Origin of the sequence: Agromyces sp. 3263, from assembly GCF_031456545.1 — a bacterium.
In the GTDB taxonomy this organism is placed as follows: domain Bacteria; phylum Actinomycetota; class Actinomycetes; order Actinomycetales; family Microbacteriaceae; genus Agromyces.
The window spans coordinates 1,852,651-1,871,451 of sequence record NZ_JAVDUV010000001.1; the positions used below are offsets into that span (position 1 = coordinate 1,852,651).

The 18,801-nt window shown below is 71.0% G+C and carries 18 protein-coding genes; 8 read left to right on the forward strand and 10 right to left on the reverse strand.

The genetic code is table 11. The annotated features are described in order from the left end of the window. Together J2X63_RS08455 and J2X63_RS08460 are read right to left on the reverse strand one after the other, a co-directional pair. Entirely contained in the window at nt 1-1,128 is a 1,128-nt protein-coding gene (locus tag J2X63_RS08455; RefSeq protein WP_309976070.1) for an ABC transporter permease, read from the reverse strand. Beyond that, nucleotides 1,125-2,009 (reverse strand): ATP-binding cassette domain-containing protein, encoded by an 885-nt coding sequence (locus tag J2X63_RS08460; protein WP_309976072.1) that lies wholly within the window; start codon nt 2,007-2,009, stop codon nt 1,125-1,127. The genes J2X63_RS08455 and J2X63_RS08460 overlap by 4 nt, the downstream gene beginning before the upstream one ends. Nucleotides 2,010-2,192: 183 nt before the next feature. Between J2X63_RS08460 and J2X63_RS08465 the strand changes: the two genes are divergently transcribed. Further along, entirely contained in the window at nt 2,193-3,572 is a 1,380-nt protein-coding gene (locus J2X63_RS08465) for an MFS transporter (protein WP_309977871.1), read from the forward strand. Here J2X63_RS08465 and J2X63_RS08470 read toward each other — a convergent pair. From J2X63_RS08470 to J2X63_RS08480, 3 genes are read right to left on the reverse strand one after another with little or no spacing between them, the layout of a single operon-like run. Next, on the reverse strand, nt 3,557-4,117 hold the full coding sequence (locus J2X63_RS08470) for a dihydrofolate reductase family protein (protein ID WP_309976074.1): 561 nt from the start codon (nt 4,115-4,117) through the stop codon (nt 3,557-3,559). The two genes, J2X63_RS08465 and J2X63_RS08470, sit on opposite strands and share 16 nt — an antisense overlap. Beyond that, nucleotides 4,117-4,629 carry an SRPBCC domain-containing protein gene (locus J2X63_RS08475; RefSeq protein WP_309976075.1) on the reverse strand — a complete coding sequence of 171 codons (513 nt, stop codon included), beginning with the start codon at nt 4,627-4,629 and terminating at the stop codon, nt 4,117-4,119. The genes J2X63_RS08470 and J2X63_RS08475 overlap by 1 nt, the downstream gene beginning before the upstream one ends. Continuing rightward, nucleotides 4,622-4,963 carry a metalloregulator ArsR/SmtB family transcription factor gene (locus tag J2X63_RS08480; RefSeq protein ID WP_309976076.1) on the reverse strand — a complete coding sequence of 114 codons (342 nt, stop codon included), beginning with the start codon at nt 4,961-4,963 and terminating at the stop codon, nt 4,622-4,624. The genes J2X63_RS08475 and J2X63_RS08480 overlap by 8 nt, the downstream gene beginning before the upstream one ends. A gap of 209 nt (nt 4,964-5,172) precedes the next feature. Between J2X63_RS08480 and J2X63_RS08485 the strand changes: the two genes are divergently transcribed. Next, the gene (locus J2X63_RS08485) at nt 5,173-5,538 is read left to right on the forward strand and encodes a cupin domain-containing protein (RefSeq protein ID WP_309976078.1); all 366 of its coding nucleotides are present in this window, start codon (nt 5,173-5,175) and stop codon (nt 5,536-5,538) included. 79 nt (nt 5,539-5,617) lie between these two features. Here the strand turns inward: J2X63_RS08485 and J2X63_RS08490 are convergent, their stop codons facing one another. Together J2X63_RS08490 and J2X63_RS08495 are read right to left on the reverse strand one after the other, a co-directional pair. Continuing rightward, nucleotides 5,618-6,355, reverse strand: a complete 738-nt coding sequence (locus J2X63_RS08490) for a response regulator transcription factor (protein WP_309976080.1) — start codon at nt 6,353-6,355, stop codon at nt 5,618-5,620. Beyond that, nucleotides 6,352-7,749 carry a histidine kinase gene (locus J2X63_RS08495; RefSeq protein WP_309976081.1) on the reverse strand — a complete coding sequence of 466 codons (1,398 nt, stop codon included), beginning with the start codon at nt 7,747-7,749 and terminating at the stop codon, nt 6,352-6,354. The genes J2X63_RS08490 and J2X63_RS08495 overlap by 4 nt, the downstream gene beginning before the upstream one ends. Before the next feature lie 201 nt (nt 7,750-7,950). On the opposite strand from J2X63_RS08495, the gene J2X63_RS08500 reads away from it, so the two are divergent. Both J2X63_RS08500 and J2X63_RS08505 read left to right on the forward strand, forming a co-directional pair. Continuing rightward, the gene (locus tag J2X63_RS08500) at nt 7,951-11,121 is read left to right on the forward strand and encodes an NPCBM/NEW2 domain-containing protein (protein ID WP_309976083.1); all 3,171 of its coding nucleotides are present in this window, start codon (nt 7,951-7,953) and stop codon (nt 11,119-11,121) included. A gap of 106 nt (nt 11,122-11,227) precedes the next feature. Beyond that, entirely contained in the window at nt 11,228-12,040 is an 813-nt protein-coding gene (locus tag J2X63_RS08505; protein ID WP_309976085.1) for a DeoR/GlpR family DNA-binding transcription regulator, read from the forward strand. Nucleotides 12,041-12,050: 10 nt separating this feature from the next. Here the strand turns inward: J2X63_RS08505 and J2X63_RS08510 are convergent, their stop codons facing one another. Together J2X63_RS08510 and J2X63_RS08515 are read right to left on the reverse strand one after the other, a co-directional pair. Beyond that, complete coding sequence (locus J2X63_RS08510; protein ID WP_309976087.1) at nt 12,051-13,316, reverse strand: DUF6596 domain-containing protein; 1,266 nt, start codon at nt 13,314-13,316, stop codon at nt 12,051-12,053. Continuing rightward, nucleotides 13,316-13,648 (reverse strand): YciI family protein, encoded by a 333-nt coding sequence (locus J2X63_RS08515; RefSeq protein ID WP_309976089.1) that lies wholly within the window; start codon nt 13,646-13,648, stop codon nt 13,316-13,318. The genes J2X63_RS08510 and J2X63_RS08515 overlap by 1 nt, the downstream gene beginning before the upstream one ends. Before the next feature lie 175 nt (nt 13,649-13,823). On the opposite strand from J2X63_RS08515, the gene J2X63_RS08520 reads away from it, so the two are divergent. From J2X63_RS08520 to J2X63_RS08535, 4 genes are read left to right on the forward strand one after another with little or no spacing between them, the layout of a single operon-like run. Beyond that, nucleotides 13,824-14,399, forward strand: coding sequence for an emopamil-binding family protein (locus tag J2X63_RS08520; protein WP_309976091.1), 576 nt, complete (start codon nt 13,824-13,826; stop codon nt 14,397-14,399). 39 nt (nt 14,400-14,438) lie between these two features. After that, on the forward strand, nt 14,439-14,804 hold the full coding sequence (locus tag J2X63_RS08525; RefSeq protein WP_309976093.1) for a UBP-type zinc finger domain-containing protein: 366 nt from the start codon (nt 14,439-14,441) through the stop codon (nt 14,802-14,804). A gap of 5 nt (nt 14,805-14,809) precedes the next feature. Further along, the gene (locus J2X63_RS08530) at nt 14,810-16,198 is read left to right on the forward strand and encodes an FAD-linked oxidase C-terminal domain-containing protein (protein WP_309976096.1); all 1,389 of its coding nucleotides are present in this window, start codon (nt 14,810-14,812) and stop codon (nt 16,196-16,198) included. Nucleotides 16,199-16,249: 51 nt separating this feature from the next. Further along, nucleotides 16,250-17,959, forward strand: a complete 1,710-nt coding sequence (locus tag J2X63_RS08535) for a SulP family inorganic anion transporter (protein WP_309976098.1) — start codon at nt 16,250-16,252, stop codon at nt 17,957-17,959. A 31-nt stretch (nt 17,960-17,990) separates the two neighbouring features. Here the strand turns inward: J2X63_RS08535 and J2X63_RS08540 are convergent, their stop codons facing one another. Next, nucleotides 17,991-18,800: an alpha/beta hydrolase gene (locus tag J2X63_RS08540; RefSeq protein ID WP_309976100.1), complete on the reverse strand. Its 810-nt coding sequence runs from the start codon at nt 18,798-18,800 to the stop codon at nt 17,991-17,993. Between the last annotated feature and the right edge of the window lies 1 nt (nt 18,801).

The window sequence follows — 18,801 nt, forward strand, 5'->3', positions numbered from 1 at the left end:
TCAGCCCTGCAGCGCCTCGGCGAGCTTCACCCGCGGGCCGGTGCGAAGCAGCGAGTTGCGGTAGATGCGCTCGCCGATCCACACCGCGAGCGCCGCGGTCGCGAGGAGGATCGCCAGCGAGACGAAGGGCTCCCACCACTGCGCGTCGCCGAGGAACACTCGCATCGGCATGCCCACGGGCGCCGAGAACGGCACGTAGCTCATGATCGTGAGCACCGTCGGGTCGTCGTTGAAGAAGATGACGAGGAAGTACGGGATCATCACGAGCATCGTCACGGGCGTCGTGACCGAGCCGATGTCCTCCGCCCGCGACACCATCGCGGCCGTCGCGGCGAACAGGGCGGCGAGCATCACGAACCCGACGGCGAAGAACACGACGAACCAGACGACCGACCCGCCGAGGCCGCCGAGCAGCACCCGCTGCCCCGTCACGATGAGCCCGAGGATCGCGAGCACCGCGATCGCCACGATCTGCGCCATCGCCATGACGCTGTTGCCGATGACCTTGCCCGTGAGCAGCGCCCGCGCCGACACCGTCGACAGGAGGATCTCGACGATGCGCGTCTGCTTCTCCTCCACGACCGACTGCGCGATCGTCGAGCCGAACGTGATCGCCGACATGAAGAAGACGAGTCCGAAGCCGAAGGCGACCAGGTAGGCCAGCGTCGGGTCGGTGGCGGCCGGTTCGAGCAGCTCGACGTTCGGTTCGACCGACAGTGCCGAGACCACCGAATCGGGCGGCGAGTCCAGCCCGTACACGGTGATGCCGAGCGGTTCGGATGCCGCGGGCGCGACGATCGCGTCGACGTCGCCGGCTCGCAGCATCCGCTCGGCGTCGTCCTGGTCGGATGCCGCGACCGGCTCGAGCGCCGGGTTGTCGTCGACGACGGCCGACGCGCCCGCCACGACGGCGACCTTGGTGGTCGACTCCTGCGCGCCGAAGATGCTGCCGAGCACGACCGAGGCGAGCACGGCGAGCATGAGCACGCCCGTCGACCAGAGGAACGCCTTGCTGCGCAGCCGCATGGTGATCTCGCGGCCGGCGATCAGTCCGACGCCGTCGACGAAGCGGGGCGTGTGGCGCTCGGGCGCAGTCGTCGTGTGGGCGGGGTTCGCTTGGGTGCTCATCGCACGACCTCCCGGAAGATCTGGGCGAGCGTCGTGTGCTCGCGGCTGAAGGAGACGACCTCGCCGCGGGCGACGGCTTCGCTGAGCACCGCCCGCCGTGCGGCATCCGACTCGGCCTCGAAGACGGCCCAGCCGCCGTCGAATGCGTCCACGCGGATGCCGGGCGCCTGCCGCAGCCAGCCCGCGTCGCCGGACATCAGCAGCTCCCACCGCTCGGTGCCGTGCTCGGCGCGCAGCTCGTCGCCGGTGCCGGCGGCGCGGATCCGTCCGTCGGCGATGATCACGAGGTCGTCGCAGAGGCGCTCGACGATGTCGAGCTGGTGCGACGAGAACAGCACGGGCGCACCGGATGCCGCGGCATCCGACAGCACCGACTGCACCGTCTCGACGGCCATCGGGTCGAGGCCCGAGAACGGCTCGTCGAGCACGAGCACCTCTGGGCGGTGCACGAGTGCCGCGGCGATCTGCGCGCGCTGCTGGTTGCCGAGCGAGAGGCTCTCGATGGTGTCGTTCGTGCGCTCGCCGAGGCCGAGGCGATCGAGCAGCTCGAGCGCGTTGCGGCGCGCGGCGGCCGGGTTCCAGCCGTGCAGGCGGGCGAGGTAGACGGTCTGCTCGAGCACGCGCATCTTCGGGTAGAGGCCGCGCTCCTCGGGCATGTACCCGAAGCGGCGGCGGTCGGCCTCGGTGACCTGGCGGCCGTCGAGCGTCACCGTGCCGCGGTCGGCCGCGAGCACGCCGAGGATGATGCGCATGGTCGTGGTCTTGCCGGCGCCGTTGCCGCCGACGAATCCGGTGAGGCGGCCGTCGCCGACGGCGAACGTGACCGCGTCGAGGGCGAGGCGCTCGCCGTAGCGTTTGGTGACGTCGTGGAGTTCGAGCATGGGGCCACCGTACGGATGCCGCGTGGCCGGCGGCATCCGCCGTGCGACGGGTTTCGGCGACTCCGTCGTGCGGCGGAGGGGTTCCGGATGTCGGAGGGGCTCGTTATCCTCGCAACCGTGTCCGAGGAGCACGTGCACAGCAGCAGCCCGGTGGGCGACCACGTCACGCCGCCGCCCGGCGGCATGCGCACGTTCGTGCAGGTGCTCGTCAACACCGCGATCGCGAACATCACGACGAGCTTCCTCTGGTTCGCGCTGACGTTCTGGGTGTACCTCGAGACGAAGTCGGTGCTCGCCACGGGCATCATCGGCGGCGCCTACATGCTGCTCATCGCGTTCTTCGCGATGCTCTTCGGCTCGATCGTCGACCGCCACCGCAAGATCCGGGTGATGGTCTTCTCGAGCCTGCTCACCCTCGGGTCGTTCGTGATCGCCGGGGTGCTCTACCTGCTGCAGCCCGAGTCCGCGCTGCTCGACCTCGGCGGGCCGTGGTTCTGGGCGTTCGCGGGCGTCATCCTCTTCGGCTCGGTGGTCGAGCACATGCGCAACATCGCACTGTCGACGACCGTCACGCTCCTCGTGCCCGAAGAGCGGCACGCCAACGCGAACGGCCTGGTCGGCACGGTGCAGGGCCTCGCCTTCATCGTCACGAGCGTGTTCAGCGGCCTCGCGATCGGCTTGCTCGGCATGGGGTGGACCCTGGTGATCGCCATCACGCTCACCCTCGTGGCACTCGTGCACCTGCTCTTCCTGCGCGTGCCCGAGGAGCAGCCGGTGCCGGCCGAGGGCGAGCGGGCATCGACGATCGACTTCAAGGGCAGCATCGCGGCGGTGCGCCGGGCGCCCGGACTGTTCGCGCTCATCCTCTTCTCGACGCTGAACAACCTCATCGGCGGCGTGTACATGGCGCTGATGGACCCGTACGGCCTCACGATCTTCTCGGTCGAAGTGTGGGGCATCGTGCTCGGGGTCACCGCCACCGGCTTCATCATCGGCGGGCTCGTGGTCGCGAAGTTCGGCCTCGGCAAGAACCCGATCCGCACGATGCTGCTGGTCGTGATCGGCATGGGCCTGCTCGGGTCGCTGTTCACGATCCGCGAGTCGTGGGTGCTCTACGGCCTCGGCATCTGGGCCTACATGTGCCTCATCCCGGTGGTGGAGGCGTCCGAGCAGACGGTGATCCAGAAGGTGGTGCCGTTCCAACGTCAGGGCCGGGTCTTCGGCCTCGCGGCCGCGATCGAGTCGGCGGCGGCTCCCGTCACGGCGTTCCTCATCGCGCCGATCGCGCAGTTCTGGATCATCCCCTACATGGAGTCGGGCAGCGGCAAGGAGACGTGGGGCTGGCTGCTCGGCGACGGTGACGCCCGCGGCATCGCGCTCGTGTTCCTGTTCTCGGGGCTCGTGATGGTGGTGCTCGCACTACTCGCCTTCACGACCCGGTCGTACCGCCTGCTGTCGGTCGAGTACCAGCGGGCGCCGGCGTCGGAGCAGGCCGAGGCCGCTTCCGACGCCGGCGAGGCGGACGCTTCCGCTGCCGGCGAGGCCGCTCAGCGCACGCGGTAGGAGAGGCCGAGGTGGCCGCTCGGGTGCGTGGCCACGTGGTCGAGCTCGAGCCGGCGCTCCCCGAGGCCGACCGGGGTGATGGACCGTCCTTCGCCGATGAGCACCGGCACGACGCGCAGGCGCAGGTCGTCGACGAGGCCGGCGGCGAAGAGCGCGTCCGCGAGCATGAAGCTGCCCCAGACGACGATCCCGCTGTACTGCTCCTTGAGCCCGGCGGTCGCTTCGGCGGCGTCGCCTCGGAGGATCTCGATCGATCCCTCGCCCCACGGTGCGGATTCGAGCGTGTTCGACACGACGAACTTCGGCAGGCGGTTGATCGGCTCGGCGACCACCTCCACCTCGGGGTCGGCCACGGGCCAGTACTCGGCGAACATCCGGTAGGTGGTCGCGCCGAGCAGGATGGCATCGATGCCGTCGAGGAACGCGAGCTGGTCGGCATCGTTCGGGTTGCCCCCACGGGCGGTCTGGATGAATCCGAGGCCGCCGTCGGCATCCGCCCCGTAGCCGTCGACGCTCACGATCTGCTCGACGGTGAGCCGGCCCATCAGTCGGCCCCGCCCGTCGGCAGCCGGCCCGTCGCGTCGGCCTCGCGCGCGCCGGCGAGGTGCTCGTCGAGCAGGTCGAACGCGGACGCCCATCCGTCGTAGACGTTCTCGTCGCCCGGTGCCGCGTCGATGCCCCGCACGTGGAACGTCATGAGCGTCTGCTCCCCGCGCTCCCCGTGTTCGGCCAGGTCGATCGTGATGAGCGGCGCGATGTCGTCGGGATCGTCGGGGTCGGCCCACGTGAACACGAGCCGCGAGGGCGGCGTGATCTCGCGGTAGGTGCCGCCCGTCGGATACTCGCTGCCGTCGGGCGCGACCATCGTGTAGGCGTAGCGTCCGCCCGGCCGTAGATCGATCTCGACCGACTCGCGCGGGGTGGTGAGCCCGCGCGGGTGCCACCACGTGGCCGCCTCGTCGGGGTCGGTCCACATGCGCCAGACGGTCTCGCGGGGCGCATCGAAGACGCGCGTGATGGTGAACTGCTTGGTGCTGGTGGCGGTCTGCTCAGGCATCCGTCTCTCCTTTCAGCTCGCGGAGTCGCTCGTCGAGCAGGTCGAAGCGCTCGTTCCACGCGTCACGATGCCGGTCGACCCAGGCGGATGCCTCGTCGAGGGGCTCCGTGCGGAGCGTGCAGCGGCGCCACTGCGCGTCGGCGGTGCGTTCGATGAGGCCGGCGCGCTCGAGTACCTTGAGGTGCTGCGAGATCGCGGGGCGGCTCATCGCGAACGGCGCGGCCAGTTCCCCGACCGTCGTCGGCCCGCCGCGGAGGCGCGAGATGATCGCGCGCCGCGTCGGATCGGCGAGGGCCTGGAACACGAGGCTCAGCTCGTCCGTCGCACCGACCATGTAAGCAACTCCTTATTTAATGATCTGCTTAACCATAGGTCGGGTCGGATGCGACGTCAACCCCGTCGCCGAAATGGAGGAACTCCCGTGCCACGCGTCGTCGGAGGTGGCGCGACACGCCGCCGAAGGCGCACGAGTTCCTCCATCGAGGCGCGGAAGCTCGTGCTGACGCGGATGCCGCCGGCCGCGGCATCCGGAATGATCGGGACATGGCAGATCTGGTGCGCAATGTGCAGGCCGCCCTCGACTCGTTCTCGGAGCCCTGGCAGCCCCGGCGCCTCGTGAGCGTGAACGACTACGACGTGAAGGTGGTGAAGCTGCTCGGCGAGTTCACGTGGCACAGCCACCCCGAGACTGACGAACTCTTCATGGTGATCTCGGGCGACCTCGTCATCCAGCTGCGCGACGGCGACGTGAGGCTCGGGCCTGGCGACGTCTACGTCGTGCCGCGCGGCGTCGAGCACTGCCCGCGCGCCGACGGCGAGGTGTCGGCGATCCTCATCGAGCCGCAGGGCACCGTGAACACGGGCGACACCCCGAGCGAACGCACCGCGCAGCTTCGAGACCTCGACTGAGGCGCGCCGCACGACCGTCGCCTCGCTCCGCGAGCGGGCTCCACGCCGCGCCGGGATCGCCGACCGAGGCGAGACGCCGTCACGACGCCGGGCGCACCACCCCGTGCTCGTAGGCGAAGACGACGGCGTGCACGCGGTCGCGCAGGCCGAGCTTCATGAGCACCTTCGAGACGTGCGTCTTCACCGTCGCCTCGCCGACCCACATGCGCTGCGCGATCTCGGCGTTCGAGATGCCCAGGGCGAGCAGCTCGAGCACCTCCCGTTCGCGCTCGGTGAGCGTCGCGAGCGCGGGCGGTGCCGAGCGGGCCGTCTCCGTCGCGGGAGGGGTCGGCCGCACGGTCGGCGCGGTCGATGACCGCGCCGACGAACGAGCCGCATCGAGCCCTTGGCCGCCGGATGCCGCCACCGCCTCGATCACGCGCCGCGTGACATCCGGCGACAACAGCGCGTCGCCGCGCGCCACGACCTGCACCGCCTCGATGAGCTGCTCTGGGCTGGAGTTCTTGAGCAGGAACCCGCTGGCACCGGCCTCGAGCGCCGCGAAGAGGTAGTCCTCGCGGTTGAACGTGGTGAGCACGAGCACGGCCGCAGCGGATGCCGCATCCGCCGTGATGCGCCGGGTGGCCTCGAGCCCGTCCATGCCGGGCATCTGCACGTCCATGCACACGACGTCGGGCGACAGCTCGGCGACGGCCGCCACCGCCTCGGCCCCGTCGGCCGCCTCGCCGACGACCTCGATGCCGTCCTCCGAGTCGAGGATGGTGCGGAAGCCGCCGCGGACGAGGGCCTGGTCGTCGACGACGAGCACGCGGATCACGATCGCACCTCCTCGCGCCGGAGCGGGAACGCCGCGCGCACGAGGTAGCCGCCGCGGGCGCGGGGGCCGAGCTCGAGGGTGCCGCCGACCGCGGCGACGCGTTCGCGCATGCCGACCTGGCCGAGTCCCGCGCCGACGGCCGGACTTCCATCGCCGCCATCGCCCGAGCGGTCGCCACCACGGCGGCTGCCGCCATCACCACCGCCACGGACACCGGTGTTCGTCACCTCGACCTCGACCGCGGCATCCGACCACCGCACCCGCACCTCGGCGCTCGTCGACGCGCCGGCGTGCTTCCGCACGTTCGTGAGCGCCTCCTGCACGATCCGGTACGCGCTGACGCCGATCACCGCCGACACCGGGCGCGCCTCGCCGACGATGGCGAGCTCGGTGCGCACGCCGGCGGCCACCGACTCGGCCACGAGCTCATCGAGGCGGTCGATGCCGCGCGTGCTCGTGCTGGTCACGGCGGGCTCAGCGGCTGGCGCCGATGCGGCCGGACCCGTTGCGGCCGGCGCGACGACCGGCCCGGTGTCGCTGCGCAGCGTGCCGAGCAGCCCGTGCAGCTCTTCGACGGCGTCGCGGGCGCTCGACTCGATGGCCGAGAGCGCCGCCGCCGCGGCATCCGGATCCTTCGCGAGCACGCGCCGCGCCGCGCCGGCCTGCACGCCGATGACCGAGACGTGGTGCGCGACGACGTCGTGCAACTCCCGGGCGATGCGAAGGCGCTCGATGGCCACGGCTTGGGCGCGGGTGCGCTCGCGTTCGGCGGCGAGCTCGGCGGTGCGCTGCTCGAGCTCGGCTCGCGATCGAGCCGAGCGGTAGGCGGAGTCGCCGAAGTACCAGGCGCCGCCGAAGTAGAGCAGGTTGGTGAGCACGTTGATGAGCCCGTAGGCGAGGTACGGCGAGATCACGCCCTCGCGGGACATCTCGGGCAGCTGGTCGGGTGTGAGTGAGCCGACGATCAGGCCCCAGAACAGCCACACGAACATGCCCACGACGATGACGCCGCGCACCACGTTGGCGCGCAGCCGGCTGCGGCCCCACGCACCGACCGTGTAGATGGCGATGAACAGCGCGATGTTCGAGAAGAGCACCTCACCGACCTCGGTGACGGCGCCGATGACGAAGGCGGCGGATGCCACGAGCGCGACGATCTCGGGCCAGCGCCGCCGCGCGGCGAGCGGCAGGTTCATCGCGGCGACCCACAGCACCGAACCCCACCACGGGGCATCCTCGCCCCATCCGGTGATGCGGGAGAGCACCACGCTCGCGGCGGTGCCCACGGCCATCACGAGCGCCAGGATGAGGTCGTATCGGTACGCCGCCCGGAGCGGTCGCGGTCGCACCCACTCGACGCCGTCGAGCACGGGCGGCGCTGCTGAGACGGACATCCCTCCACGCTAGCGACCGGCGGCGGCGGCCCGGATCCCTCGCGCGACGGACTTCTCCGGCCGTCGAGGTGATCGCTACTGACCGGTTGAAGGCCACGAGCGATCGATACCGAACAGGTCGTTGACCGTTTCGATCACGGGTTCCTAGCCTGACGTCGAGACCCTCGGATGAGGGCCATCGCGAACGTCGAAGGAGACCTCGTGCCCCGTCACACCCATCGCCGTCGAGCCGCCACCACCGCGCTCGTCGTCAGCGGAAGCCTGTTGGGAGGCGGGCTCGCAGCCGTCTCCGGAGCACTGCCCGCCAGCGCCGACGTTCCCGTCGGCGACGTGTTCATCTCAGACCTGCCCTGGCTCGACGAGTCGAACGGGTGGGGTCCGGTCGAGCGCGACACGTCCAACGGCGAGTCGGCGCCGGGCGACGGCAAGCCGATCACCGTCGGCGGCGTCGTCTACGACAAGGGGGTCGGCATGCACGCCACCGGGGCGCTGTCGGTGGAGCTCGGTGCGAACTGCACGGCCTTCAGCGCGATGGTCGGCCTCGACGACGAGGTGACGTCGGGCATCGGCACCGTGCAGTTCCAGCTGTACGGCGATGGCACGCTCCTCGCCGAGACCGGGGTCGTCACGGGCGACGACGCGGCGGTCGAGCTGACGGCGGATGTCTCGGGTGTCGACGTCCTGCGCCTGGTGGCGAACGAGTCGACCAACGGCAAGAACTTCGACCACGCCGACTGGGCGGACGCCAGGGTCACCTGCGACGACGACGTGCCCGAGGAGCCGGTGGTCGTCGAGCAGTGGGCGATCGACGGGCCCGAGGGGTCTCCGCTGGATGGCGTCGTGAAGCTCGATTCCGCGGGACGTGTCGCGCTCGACGTGGTCGACGGCGAGACGACGGTGGTGCAGGCCACGAGGCTCGGCCTCACCGGGAGCGACGGCGACTTCCGCGACGGGCTGGTCTTCGTTGGACGCGACGACCATCTCGTCGCGGACGTCTACGAGATGACCACCGGCAAGGAGCAGGAGCGGTCGTACACGTTCCAGGAGTCCGTGTTCGAGTTCGAGAACGCGGACGGTGCGCGGTTCTCGATCGCCGTGCGGCTCTCCGATGACGGCGCCGCCTACCGATACCTGATCGCCGGCGACGGCGAGCACCGCGTGGACGACGAGTCGGGCGCATGGGAGATGCCGGCGGACGGCGCGGCATGGATGCAGCGGTCCTACGCGGTCAACTACGAAGCCGAATGGATGCAGACGACCGCGGCCGCGTCGAACGGAACGGGCAGCGTCGGATACCCCGCGCTGTTCCAGCAGGGCGAGCACTACGTGCTGCTCACCGAGTCCGACGTGCACGGCGACTACTCGGGTTCCCACCTCGCGCACACGCCCGGCACGCTGCGCTACGGCGTCGACCTCTTCCAGGGCGCCCCGGTGACCTCCCAGGGGGACCTCTCGACCCCATGGCGCGTCGCGATCGTCGGCGGCCTCGACACGGTGGTCGAGTCGACGATCGTCGACGATCTCGCCACGCCGAACGCACTCGAGGGCCAGGACACGTCGTGGATCAAGCCCGGCGTCTCGAGCTGGAGCTGGCTGACCGACTGGAACAGCCCCAAGGACGAAGCCCGTCAGCGGGACTTCGTCGACCTCTCGGCCCGCAACGGCTGGGAGTACGTGCTGCTCGACGAGGGCTGGGACGCGAGCTGGGTGCCGCGCACCGTGCGCTACGCCGAGACGAAGGGCGTCGACGTCATCATCTGGTTCCACAGCCGCGACCTGCGCACGCAGGAGCAGCGCGACGAGTGGCTGCCGCGGATCGCGTCGTGGGGCGTCAAGGGCATCAAGGTCGACTTCATGGACACCGACAGCCAGGCGATCCACCAGTGGTACGACCAGATCGCGGCCGACACCGCGGCCAATCACCTCATGATCAACTTCCACGGTGCCTCCCTCCCGACGGGGCTGCAGCGCACGTGGCCGCACATCATGAGCTACGAGGCCGTGCGCGGTGCCGAGAACGGCATCAGCCCCGCCCGGAGCCTCATGGTTCCGTTCACCCGCAACGTGGTGGGTTCCATGGACTGGACCCCGGTCACCTTCTCCCGTGGCAACGGCAACTCCTCGAAGGCCCACGAGGTCGCGATGAGCATCGTCTACGAGTCGGGCTGGCAGCACCTCTCCGACAAGCCCGAGGCCTACGCGGCCGAGCCGAATGCCGAGCGGTTCCTGCAGAACCTCCCCACGACCTGGGACGAGACCCAGCTGGTGAGCGGAACCCCGGCCTCCGACGTGGTGCTCGCTCGGCGAGCCGGCGACCGCTGGTACGTCGGCGGCATGCGCGCAGGATCGGGCGAACCGCTGCAGCTGCCGCTCGAGCAGTTCGGCGGCAAGCACCTCATCGTCGACCTCCTGACCGACGACGGCGCGAACGGATCCGCGACGCTGCTCACGACGACGCGCACGACGAAAGACCAGACGTTGTCGATCCCGACGGCGGACAACGGCGGGTTCGCGGCCGTGGTCTGCCTGGCGAAGCCGCACCGCGACAGCTGCCTGGACCCGGCGGAGCCGTGGGCCGCGGTCGACCTGGCGGTCGAACCGTCGTCCGCTGAGGTCGCACCGGGTTCCACGGTGGAACTGACGGCGTCGTTCTCCGTCGAGGCGGATGCCACGAAGGTCACGGTGACCCCGGTCGTGCCCCAAGGGTGGACGGTCGAGGGCGGAGCCGTCACAGCGAAGAAGCTGGCCGCTGGGCGGGAGCTCGAGGGCTCCTGGACCCTCACCGTCCCCGCCGACGGCGTCAGCGGAACCGTCGAGATCCCCATCGAGGCGTCTTACCGCGTCGACCGCGACGAGGAGCGCACCGCGGCGACGCAGTCCACGCTGTGGGTCACGCCCGAGCCGCTCGACGGCGTGAACTTCGTCTCCGACCTCGAATGGCTCGAGCAGTCCAACGGCTACGGTCCGGTCGAGCGCGACCAGTCGAACGGTCAGGCGGCCGCGGGCGACGGCCGGCCGATCGAGATCGACGACGTCGTCTTCGCCAAGGGCGTCGGCATGCACGCGACCGGCTCGGTCACGGCGTGGCTCGGCGCCACCTGCTCGACCTTCGACGCGATCGTCGGCATCGACGACGAGGTGCTCGAGACGCCCGGTGAGAGCGGCATCGGCTCGGTCCGGTTCCGCGTCTACGGCGACGACGTGCTGCTCGCCGAGACGACGGTGCTGACCAACGACGACCCGGCCTTCCCGCTGCACGTCGACGTCACCGGCGTGAAGCGGCTTCGGCTCGTCGCCGATGAGGCGACGAACGGCAAGAACTACGACCACGCCGACTGGGCCGACGCCAAGGTCACCTGCAACGCCGGGTGACCAGGGTGGGCACCGGATGCCGCGGCGCCGGTGCCCACCGCGCTGATCCTGCCTAGGCTGGTCGACGGCCGTGCCGCACGGCGGCCGCATCGTGAGGGGAGGCCGCATGTTCACCGAGGAACGGCGCCAGGTCATCCTCTCCGCGCTGTCGGTGCACGGGTCCTCGTCGGTCGCCGATCTCTCCCGGATGGTCCGTTCGTCGGAGATCACGATCCGGCGGGACCTGAAGGCGCTCGAGGAGGCGGGCCTCGTGGTGCGACACCGAGGCGGGGCATCCGTCGGCCGCTCGAGCATGGACGAACCGAGTTATCGCGAGAAGGCGGTCGTCGCCGCTGACGAGAAGCTCGCGATGGCGGAGCTCGCAGCAGAGCTCATCGACGACGGCGACGTGATCATGCTGTGCGCGGGCACGACCACCCAGGCACTCGCACAGCGACTCACTCGCCGGCGTCTCATGGTGGCCACCACCTCGGTGCTCGTCGCGAATGCGCTGTTCGATGCCGCGGATGTGGAGGTGCTGCTCATCGGCGGCATTCTTCGCGGGAGCATCCGCGGTGTCATCGGCGGTGAGGCCGAGAAGGCCGTGTCGCGGCTGCGATTCCACAAGCTCTTCCTCTCGGGCAACGGTCTGACCGCGGCGAATGGCCTCAGCACCCCGAACATGCACGTCGCGAGCGTCGACCGAGCGGCCGTCGAGTCGGCCAAGCGGGTGATGGTGCTCGCCGACCACACGAAGATCGGCGTCGACTCGATGGTGCAGACGGTGCCGACCGAGCGGATCGACACGCTCGTGACGGATGCCCGAGCCGACACCGGCGAGCTCGAACGACTCGCCGAGGTGGGCGTCCAGCTCCGCGTGGCGGCGCCGACGGACGCGATCGCGGATGACGGCGTGAAGGCCGTCGATACGCGCCGCTGAGCGGTGGGTTTCAGCCCCCGCCGAGCGCGCTGATGCGTCTTGCGAGGAACTCGCGCTCCACCTCGTTGTCGGTGAGGATCAGCGCCTCGTCGTAGGCGATCCGCGCCTCAGCGGTGCGACCGAGCCGCCGCAGGCAGTCGGCTCGGGCCGCGGCGAGGTACGGATACCTGGCGAGACGCGGATCCGCGGCGAGGTCGTCGAGCTCGGCGAGGCCGGCCGCGGGCCCGTCGGCGAAGCCGAGCGCGATCGCCCGGTTCAACTCGACCACGGGCGTCGGCCAGGTCACGCGCAGGACGTCGTAGAGGGCGAGGATCGCGTCCCAGTCGGTGTCGGCCCACGTGGGGCTCTCGTCGTGCACGGCGGCGATCGCGGCCATCACCGCGTACCGCCCGGGCGGTCGGCCGGGCCGCACCGCACCGAGCGCCTCCGCGACGAGCGAGGCTCCGTCGGCGATGGCCGCGCGATCCCAGGTGGCGCGGTCCTGCTCCTCGAGCAGCACCAGCCGGCCGGCGACGTCGACGCGAGCGGCCCGCCGCGCATCGGTGAGGAGCACGAGTGCGAGCAGCCCCGCGACATCCGGATCGGACGGCAGCAGGGCACGCAGCATGCGGGCGAGCTCGACGCCGCGCTCGGCGAGGTCGCCCCGCGTGAGCTGCGCACCCGACGGCGCGGAATGCCCCGTCGTGAAGACGAGGTGCACGACGTCGAGCACCTGCTCGAGCCTCGCCGGCAGCTCGTCGCCCTCGGGCACGCGATACGGGATGTTCGCCACCTGGATCTTGCGCTTCGCCCGCGTGATGCGAGCGGCCATCGTCGCCTCCTGGACGAGGAACGCCCGTGCGATCTCGGGAGTCGCGAGGCCGCAGACGAGGCGGAGGGTCAGCGCGACCTGGGCCTCGGGCGCGAGGGCCGGATGGCAGCACGTGAAGATGAGTCGCAGCCGCTCGTCGGGGATGCCGTCCATCGCCTCGACCTGCTCGTCGATCGGCTCCGGCTCGGGGTCGACCAGCTTGGGCAGCGCCCGACGGGCGGTCGCCTCGCGGCGGTGCACGTCGAGCGCGCGGCGCCGGGCCGTCACCGTCAGCCACGCGGCCGGGTTGGCCGGGATGCCGCGATCAGGCCACGTGGCCAGGGCGACGGCATACGCGTCCTGCACGGCCTCCTCCGCGGAGTCGATGTCGCCCGCGACGCGGATGGTGGCCGCCAGCACGAAGCCCCACTCGCGGTGCGCCTGCTCCAGCGCGAGTGCGACCTCGGCACCGGCGGCCGTCGGCATCAGCTGACGACCCGCACGGGCCGCACCTCGACGCCGATGCCCGCGGGCACCTCCTTGGCGATGGCGAGCGCCTCGTCGAGGTCGGCCGCCTCGATGAGGAACGTGCCGCCGAGCGCCTCCTTCGACTCCGCGAACGGGCCGTCGGTCACGATCGACTCGCCCGACTCGTCGCGCCGGATGGACGTCGCCGTCGCCGGGTTCTCGAGGGCGACCCCGCCCCGAAGGGCCCCGGCGTGCTTCTCCATGAAGGCGCGGTAGTTGGCGCTCACGGAGTCGCCGGACGGCTGCGCGGCCGCCTCGTCCTGGAAGATCAGGATCAGGTACTTGGACATGTCGTCATCCTCTCGCTCCGGCGCGGGATTCGCGCCGTCACCATACCGACGCGGTCGACCGACCGGAATCGACAGCCCCGACGAAGACCGCCCCGACGAAGACCGCCCGGACCAAGACCGCCCCGACGAAGACCGCGTGGACGAAGGTGCCGCCGCGCCGCTACGCTCGTGCCCCATGACCGCCCCGCCCAGCCCCGACGTCGAGGCGGCCCGCGCAGGTGCGCCCGCCGCCGCGGCATCCGCCGACCCGTGCCGCCCGCCGAACCTGCCCTTGCGCGAGCGCCCGTTCGATTGGTTCTTCCTCGTCGTGTTCTCGCTGTTCGCGGTGACGAGCATGATCAGCGACATGGTGCCGACGCTCGGCATCGACTTCTCGGAGCCCTCGCCGAACTTCCTCGTGAACGCGAACTGGTGGTACGCGCACGACACCGACCCGCTGTTCATGCAGCCGCCGGTGTGGATGCGATTCGTCACGGGGCTCTCGGCGTTCGTCTACCCGGTCTTCTACGTGCTGCTCGTCATCTCGATCGTCAAGGGCTGGAACTGGATCCAGCTGCCCAGCGTGATCTACGCCACGATGATCGCGTCGATCACGGGCATCATCGTCTTCGGCGTCGAGTTCTTCGGCGAGCCCGAGTGGATCACGCCCAACCCGGTCAAGTTCCTCGCCTTCAACCTGCCGTACGTGCTCATCCCGATCCTGCTGCTCGTGCGCATGCGCAGGCCGTTGCCGTTCGCCCGCACCTTCTGACGGGCGCGGGGCGAGCGACGCCGGGTTAGGCTCGCTCGCATGACCGACGAGACCCCGGCGATCGATCCCGATGTTCCGCCGTCCGGCGAGGGCTGCGCCGAGTGCCTCGCTGCGGGCGGCTGGTGGCTGCACCTGCGGCGCTGTGCGCAGTGCGGGCACGTCGGATGCTGCGACAGCTCGCCCGAGCAGCACGCCTCCCGTCACGCGCGCGAGCAGGGGCATCCGATCGCCCAGTCGTTCGAGCCCGGCGAGGACTGGTTCTGGGACTACGCGGCCGCCCGTTCGGTCGACGGCCCGAAGCTCGCCGCGCCCGACAGCCGGCCGACCGCGCAGGGTGCCCCGGCGCCCCGCGACCGGGTCCCCGACGACTGGCGTTCGCTGCTGCATCCGCTGGCACGGAGCTAGCCGGCATGCAGGCCAACGAGACGGTCATCGCCGAGCTGCTCCGGATGCTCCGCGCCGACCAGGTGCTGACGGATGCCGCGTCCCTCGACGCGTACGCCCACGACGACGCCGAGTGGGCGCCGTGCGAGCGGCCGCTCGCCGTGGTGCTGGCCGAGCACGAGGACGACGTGTCGGCCGTGGTGCGCCTCGCCGCGGCATCCGGTGCTCGCGTCGTGCCGCGCGGGGCGGGCACGGGCCTCTCGGGCGGCTCGAACGCCGTGGCGCAGAGCATCGTGCTCTCACTGGAGCGGATGACGCGCATCGTCGAGGTGAACGTCGCCGAGCGCTACGTGGTCGCCGAGGCGGGCGTGATCAACGACACGGTGCGCGAGGCGGTGGCATCGCACGGGCTCTGGTACCCGCCCGACCCGGCCAGCTACCGCATCTCGACGATCGGCGGCAACGTCGCGACGAACGCGGGCGGCATCTGCTGCGTGAAGTACGGGGTGACCCGTGACTACGTGATCGGCATGCGGGTCGTCCTCGCCGACGGCGACGTGGTCGACCTCGGACGGCGCACGGCGAAGGGGGTCACGGGCTACGACCTCACCGCGCTCATGGTGGGCTCCGAGGGCACCCTCGGCGTCGTCACCCAGGTCACGCTGCAACTGCTGCCGCTCGGCGGCCGCGAGGAGCGTGCGATCGTCGGCTCGTTCGGCTCGCTCCGCGAAGCGGGTGTCGCCGTGGCCGAGATCACCGCGGCCGGCATCGTCCCGGCTGCGCTCGAGCTCATCGACCGCACCTGCGTCGAGGCCGTCGACGCGTGGCAGTCCCTCGGGCTTCCCCACGGAGTGGACACGATGCTGCTCGCCAAGGTCGACGAGGTGGGGGCCGCGGGCGAGGAGCTCGCGGCATCCGTGGCCCGCATCATGACGGATGCCGGTGCCGTGACGGTCGAGCGGGCGACCGACGCCGAGGAGATCGACCGCCTGTTCCTCGCCCGCCGCCTCGCCTACCCTGCGCTCGAGCGCCTGGGGCCGGTGCTCACCGAGGACATCTGCGTGCCGCGCGGCGCGGTGCCCGAGATGCTGTCGCGGATCCAGGCGACCGCGGCCGCGCACGACGTGGTCATCGCGAACATCGCCCACGCCGGCGACGGCAACCTGCACCCGTTGATCATCGCGCCCGAGGGCGACGAGGCTGCCAAGGCCCGGGCGAAGCTCGCGTTCGACCGCATCGTCGACGACTGCCGTGAGCTCGGCGGCACCGTGACGGGCGAGCACGGCGTGGGCCTGCTGAAGCTGCCGGGCGCCGCCGAGGAGCTCGGGCCGCGGGTGATCGCGATGCACGCGGCGATCAAGCAGGCGCTCGATCCGCTCGGCACGCTGAACCCCGGCAAGGCGTTCCCGGCGTAGCGACGTCGCGCACCTGTCGCACGCGCGTCCCCGGGGGCTAGGGTCGGGTCCATGACGAACGCGCCGCCCCGCGTGCCCTGGCTCGCCGCGTGGTGGCGCAGCGTGCGCAACGTGTTCCGGCGCGAGACGCTCGGCAAGGACGCGCTGGCCGGCACCATCCTCGGCATCGAGAGCGTCCCTGACGGGCTGGCCATCGGGCTGCTCGCGGGCGTCAACCCGGTCGCCGGCATCTACGCGTTCCTGTTCGGCATGGTCGGCGCGGCCGTGCTCACGAGCAGCACGTTCATGGCCGTGCAGGCCACGGGGGCGATGGCCCTCATCGTCTCGGACACCGATCTCGGCGCGCTGCCCGACCCCGATCGGGGGCTGTTCACGCTCGCCATGCTCACGGGCGTCTTCATGATCATCGCCGGCGTGCTCAAGGGCGGGCGGATGCTGCGCTTCGTACCCACCGCGGTGATGGTCGGCTTCGTGACCGCGGTCGGTGTGAACATCGTGCTCGGCCAGCTCACGAACCTCACGGGCTACGCCGGGCTCGGAGCCAATCGCGTGACGCGCGCCGTCGACACCCTGACCCACTTCTGGCTGATCGACCTTCCCACGCTCACCGTCGGGCTCGTGACGATCGCGCTGATCGTGGTGTTGACGCGGACGCGGCTCCGCTCGCTCGGTCTCGTCGTGGCGATCGCGGCGGGGTCGGCGCTCGCCGCCCTGTTCACCTTCGTGTTCGGCTGGGACGTGCTGACGGTGGGCGACGTCGCGGACGTGCCGACCGGGCTGCCCGCTCCGGTCCTGCCCACCTTCGGCGACCTGGCGTACCTGACGCTGCCGGCGCTGTCGCTGGCGTTCGTGGGACTGGTGCAGGGCGCGGCCGTCGCCGGAGCCGTTCCGAACGCCGACGGCAAGCCGGCGGACGCGTCACGCGACTTCATCGCCCAGGGGCTCGGCAGCATCGTCGCCGGCGTGTTCCGCGGCATGCCGGTGGGCGGCTCGATGTCGGCCTCATCACTCGTGCGGGCGGCCGGCGCGCGCACCCGCCTGGCGCTCTTCATCGCGGCGATCGTGATGACGCTCGTCATCCTCGTCGCGTCGGGCGTCGTCTCGCTCGTCGCCATGCCCGCCCTCGCCGGCCTGCTGATGGTCGTCGGCGCGGGGGCGATCAAGCCGGCGCGCATCATCTCGGTCATGAGGACCGGTGCCATCCAGGCGACGGTCATGGCGGTCACCTTCGTCCTGACCCTGCTCATCCCGCTGCAGTTCGCGGTGCTCGTGGGTGTCGGCCTCGGCATCATCCTGTTCGTCGCCCAGCAGTCGAACCGGCTCCGAGTGCGCCAGCTCGAGTTCCACGACGATGGCCGGGTGCGCGAGATCGATCCGGTCACCACCGTTCCCCCGCACGAGGTCGTGGTGCTGCAGCCCTACGGCAACCTGTTCTACGCGAGCGCCCCGGTCTTCGAGGCGCAGCTGCCCGCGGTCGCCGACGACTCGGTCGGCTCGGCCGTCATCGTGCGTCTCCGCGGCATCGACGAGCTGGGCCTGTCGTCGGTGGCCGTACTGGAGCGCTACCTCGACGACCTCGAGGCCCACGACTCGTCGCTCTGGCTGGTGGTCACCGGCGATCGCGTGCGCGAGCTGCTCGCCGCGGGCGGCCTGCTCGAGCGCATCGGCGCCGACCGGGTGTACGCGAGCTCGGAGTGGATCGGCGAAGCCGTGCATCGCGCGCACCAGGATGCGCGCGAGTGGGTGCGTCAGCGGCAGTGAACCCGCCGCCGGGGGTTCGAGCGCTCAGCCCTCAGCGCCGCAGGTACCCGAGCAGCGCGTCGTTGAACTTCTGCGGCTGCTCGATGTTCGCGGCGTGGCCGTCGCGCTCGATGACGGCCGAGGTGGCCGCCGGGTTCAGGGCAGCGGATGCCGCGGCATGCTCGGCCGGCCAGAACTCGCTCTCGGCGCCGGCGACGAAGAACGCGGGCCGGTCGAGTCCGGCGATCACGTCGCGCCAGTCGCGCGTGGCGTGGTCGTGCAGCAGTTCGAGCTCGGCGGCGGTGAACGTGGGCTTGCCGCCCTTGGGGAGCTCCATCGCCTTCAGCACGCGCGCGATGCGCACCAGCCCCTTCGACTTCGCCGGATGGCGGCCGGGGTCGGGGATTCCGTTGGCGAAGAACGTGTCGGCGTTCGACTCGTCGTAGTCGTAGAAGCCGTATGCCCAGTCGCCGGCGTTGAGCATCTTGGGAGTCTGGTCGACGATGACGATGTCCCGGATGCCGCTCGCGCCGAACTGCTGCACGAGTGCCCAGATCGCGTTGCCGCCCATCGACTGGCCGACCAGGGTGACGTCGTCGAGTTCGAGCGCCGTGAGCAGCTCGTGGATGTCGGCGCCGTGGCGGTCCATGGTGTGGTCGCCCGCACCGATGCCCGAGGCGCCGTGGCCGCGCCGGTCGAACGCGATCACCCGATGGCCGGCCCGGGCGAGGGGCTTGAGCTGGTAGCGCCAGCTCGCCGCCGATGCCTTGAATCCGGCGATGAGCACCACGGGTCTCGCCGCCGGGTCGCCGGTCTCGATGTAGTTCAGCGAGACGCCGTCGGAACTCGTGATGGTGGGCAAC

What these genes read in the sequence shown, in the direction of transcription:
- J2X63_RS08520 (WP_309976091.1), top strand. Translation starts at nt 13,824, where the DNA reads ATGACCGCCCCGCCCAGCCCCGACGTCGAGGCGGCCCGCGCAGGTGCG.
- J2X63_RS08470 (WP_309976074.1), bottom strand. Translation starts at nt 4,117, where the DNA reads ATGGGCCGGCTCACCGTCGAGCAGATCGTGAGCGTCGACGGCTACGGG.
- J2X63_RS08455 (WP_309976070.1), bottom strand. Translation starts at nt 1,128, where the DNA reads ATGAGCACCCAAGCGAACCCCGCCCACACGACGACTGCGCCCGAGCGC.
- J2X63_RS08475 (WP_309976075.1), bottom strand. Translation starts at nt 4,629, where the DNA reads ATGCCTGAGCAGACCGCCACCAGCACCAAGCAGTTCACCATCACGCGC.
- J2X63_RS08535 (WP_309976098.1), top strand. Translation starts at nt 16,250, where the DNA reads ATGACGAACGCGCCGCCCCGCGTGCCCTGGCTCGCCGCGTGGTGGCGC.
- J2X63_RS08530 (WP_309976096.1), top strand. Translation starts at nt 14,810, where the DNA reads ATGCAGGCCAACGAGACGGTCATCGCCGAGCTGCTCCGGATGCTCCGC.
- J2X63_RS08495 (WP_309976081.1), bottom strand. Translation starts at nt 7,749, where the DNA reads ATGTCCGTCTCAGCAGCGCCGCCCGTGCTCGACGGCGTCGAGTGGGTG.
- J2X63_RS08480 (WP_309976076.1), bottom strand. Translation starts at nt 4,963, where the DNA reads ATGGTCGGTGCGACGGACGAGCTGAGCCTCGTGTTCCAGGCCCTCGCC.
- J2X63_RS08510 (WP_309976087.1), bottom strand. Translation starts at nt 13,316, where the DNA reads ATGCCGACGGCCGCCGGTGCCGAGGTCGCACTCGCGCTGGAGCAGGCG.
- J2X63_RS08485 (WP_309976078.1), top strand. Translation starts at nt 5,173, where the DNA reads ATGGCAGATCTGGTGCGCAATGTGCAGGCCGCCCTCGACTCGTTCTCG.
- J2X63_RS08525 (WP_309976093.1), top strand. Translation starts at nt 14,439, where the DNA reads ATGACCGACGAGACCCCGGCGATCGATCCCGATGTTCCGCCGTCCGGC.
- J2X63_RS08515 (WP_309976089.1), bottom strand. Translation starts at nt 13,648, where the DNA reads ATGTCCAAGTACCTGATCCTGATCTTCCAGGACGAGGCGGCCGCGCAG.
- J2X63_RS08460 (WP_309976072.1), bottom strand. Translation starts at nt 2,009, where the DNA reads ATGCTCGAACTCCACGACGTCACCAAACGCTACGGCGAGCGCCTCGCC.
- J2X63_RS08505 (WP_309976085.1), top strand. Translation starts at nt 11,228, where the DNA reads ATGTTCACCGAGGAACGGCGCCAGGTCATCCTCTCCGCGCTGTCGGTG.
- J2X63_RS08465 (WP_309977871.1), top strand. Translation starts at nt 2,193, where the DNA reads ATGCGCACGTTCGTGCAGGTGCTCGTCAACACCGCGATCGCGAACATC.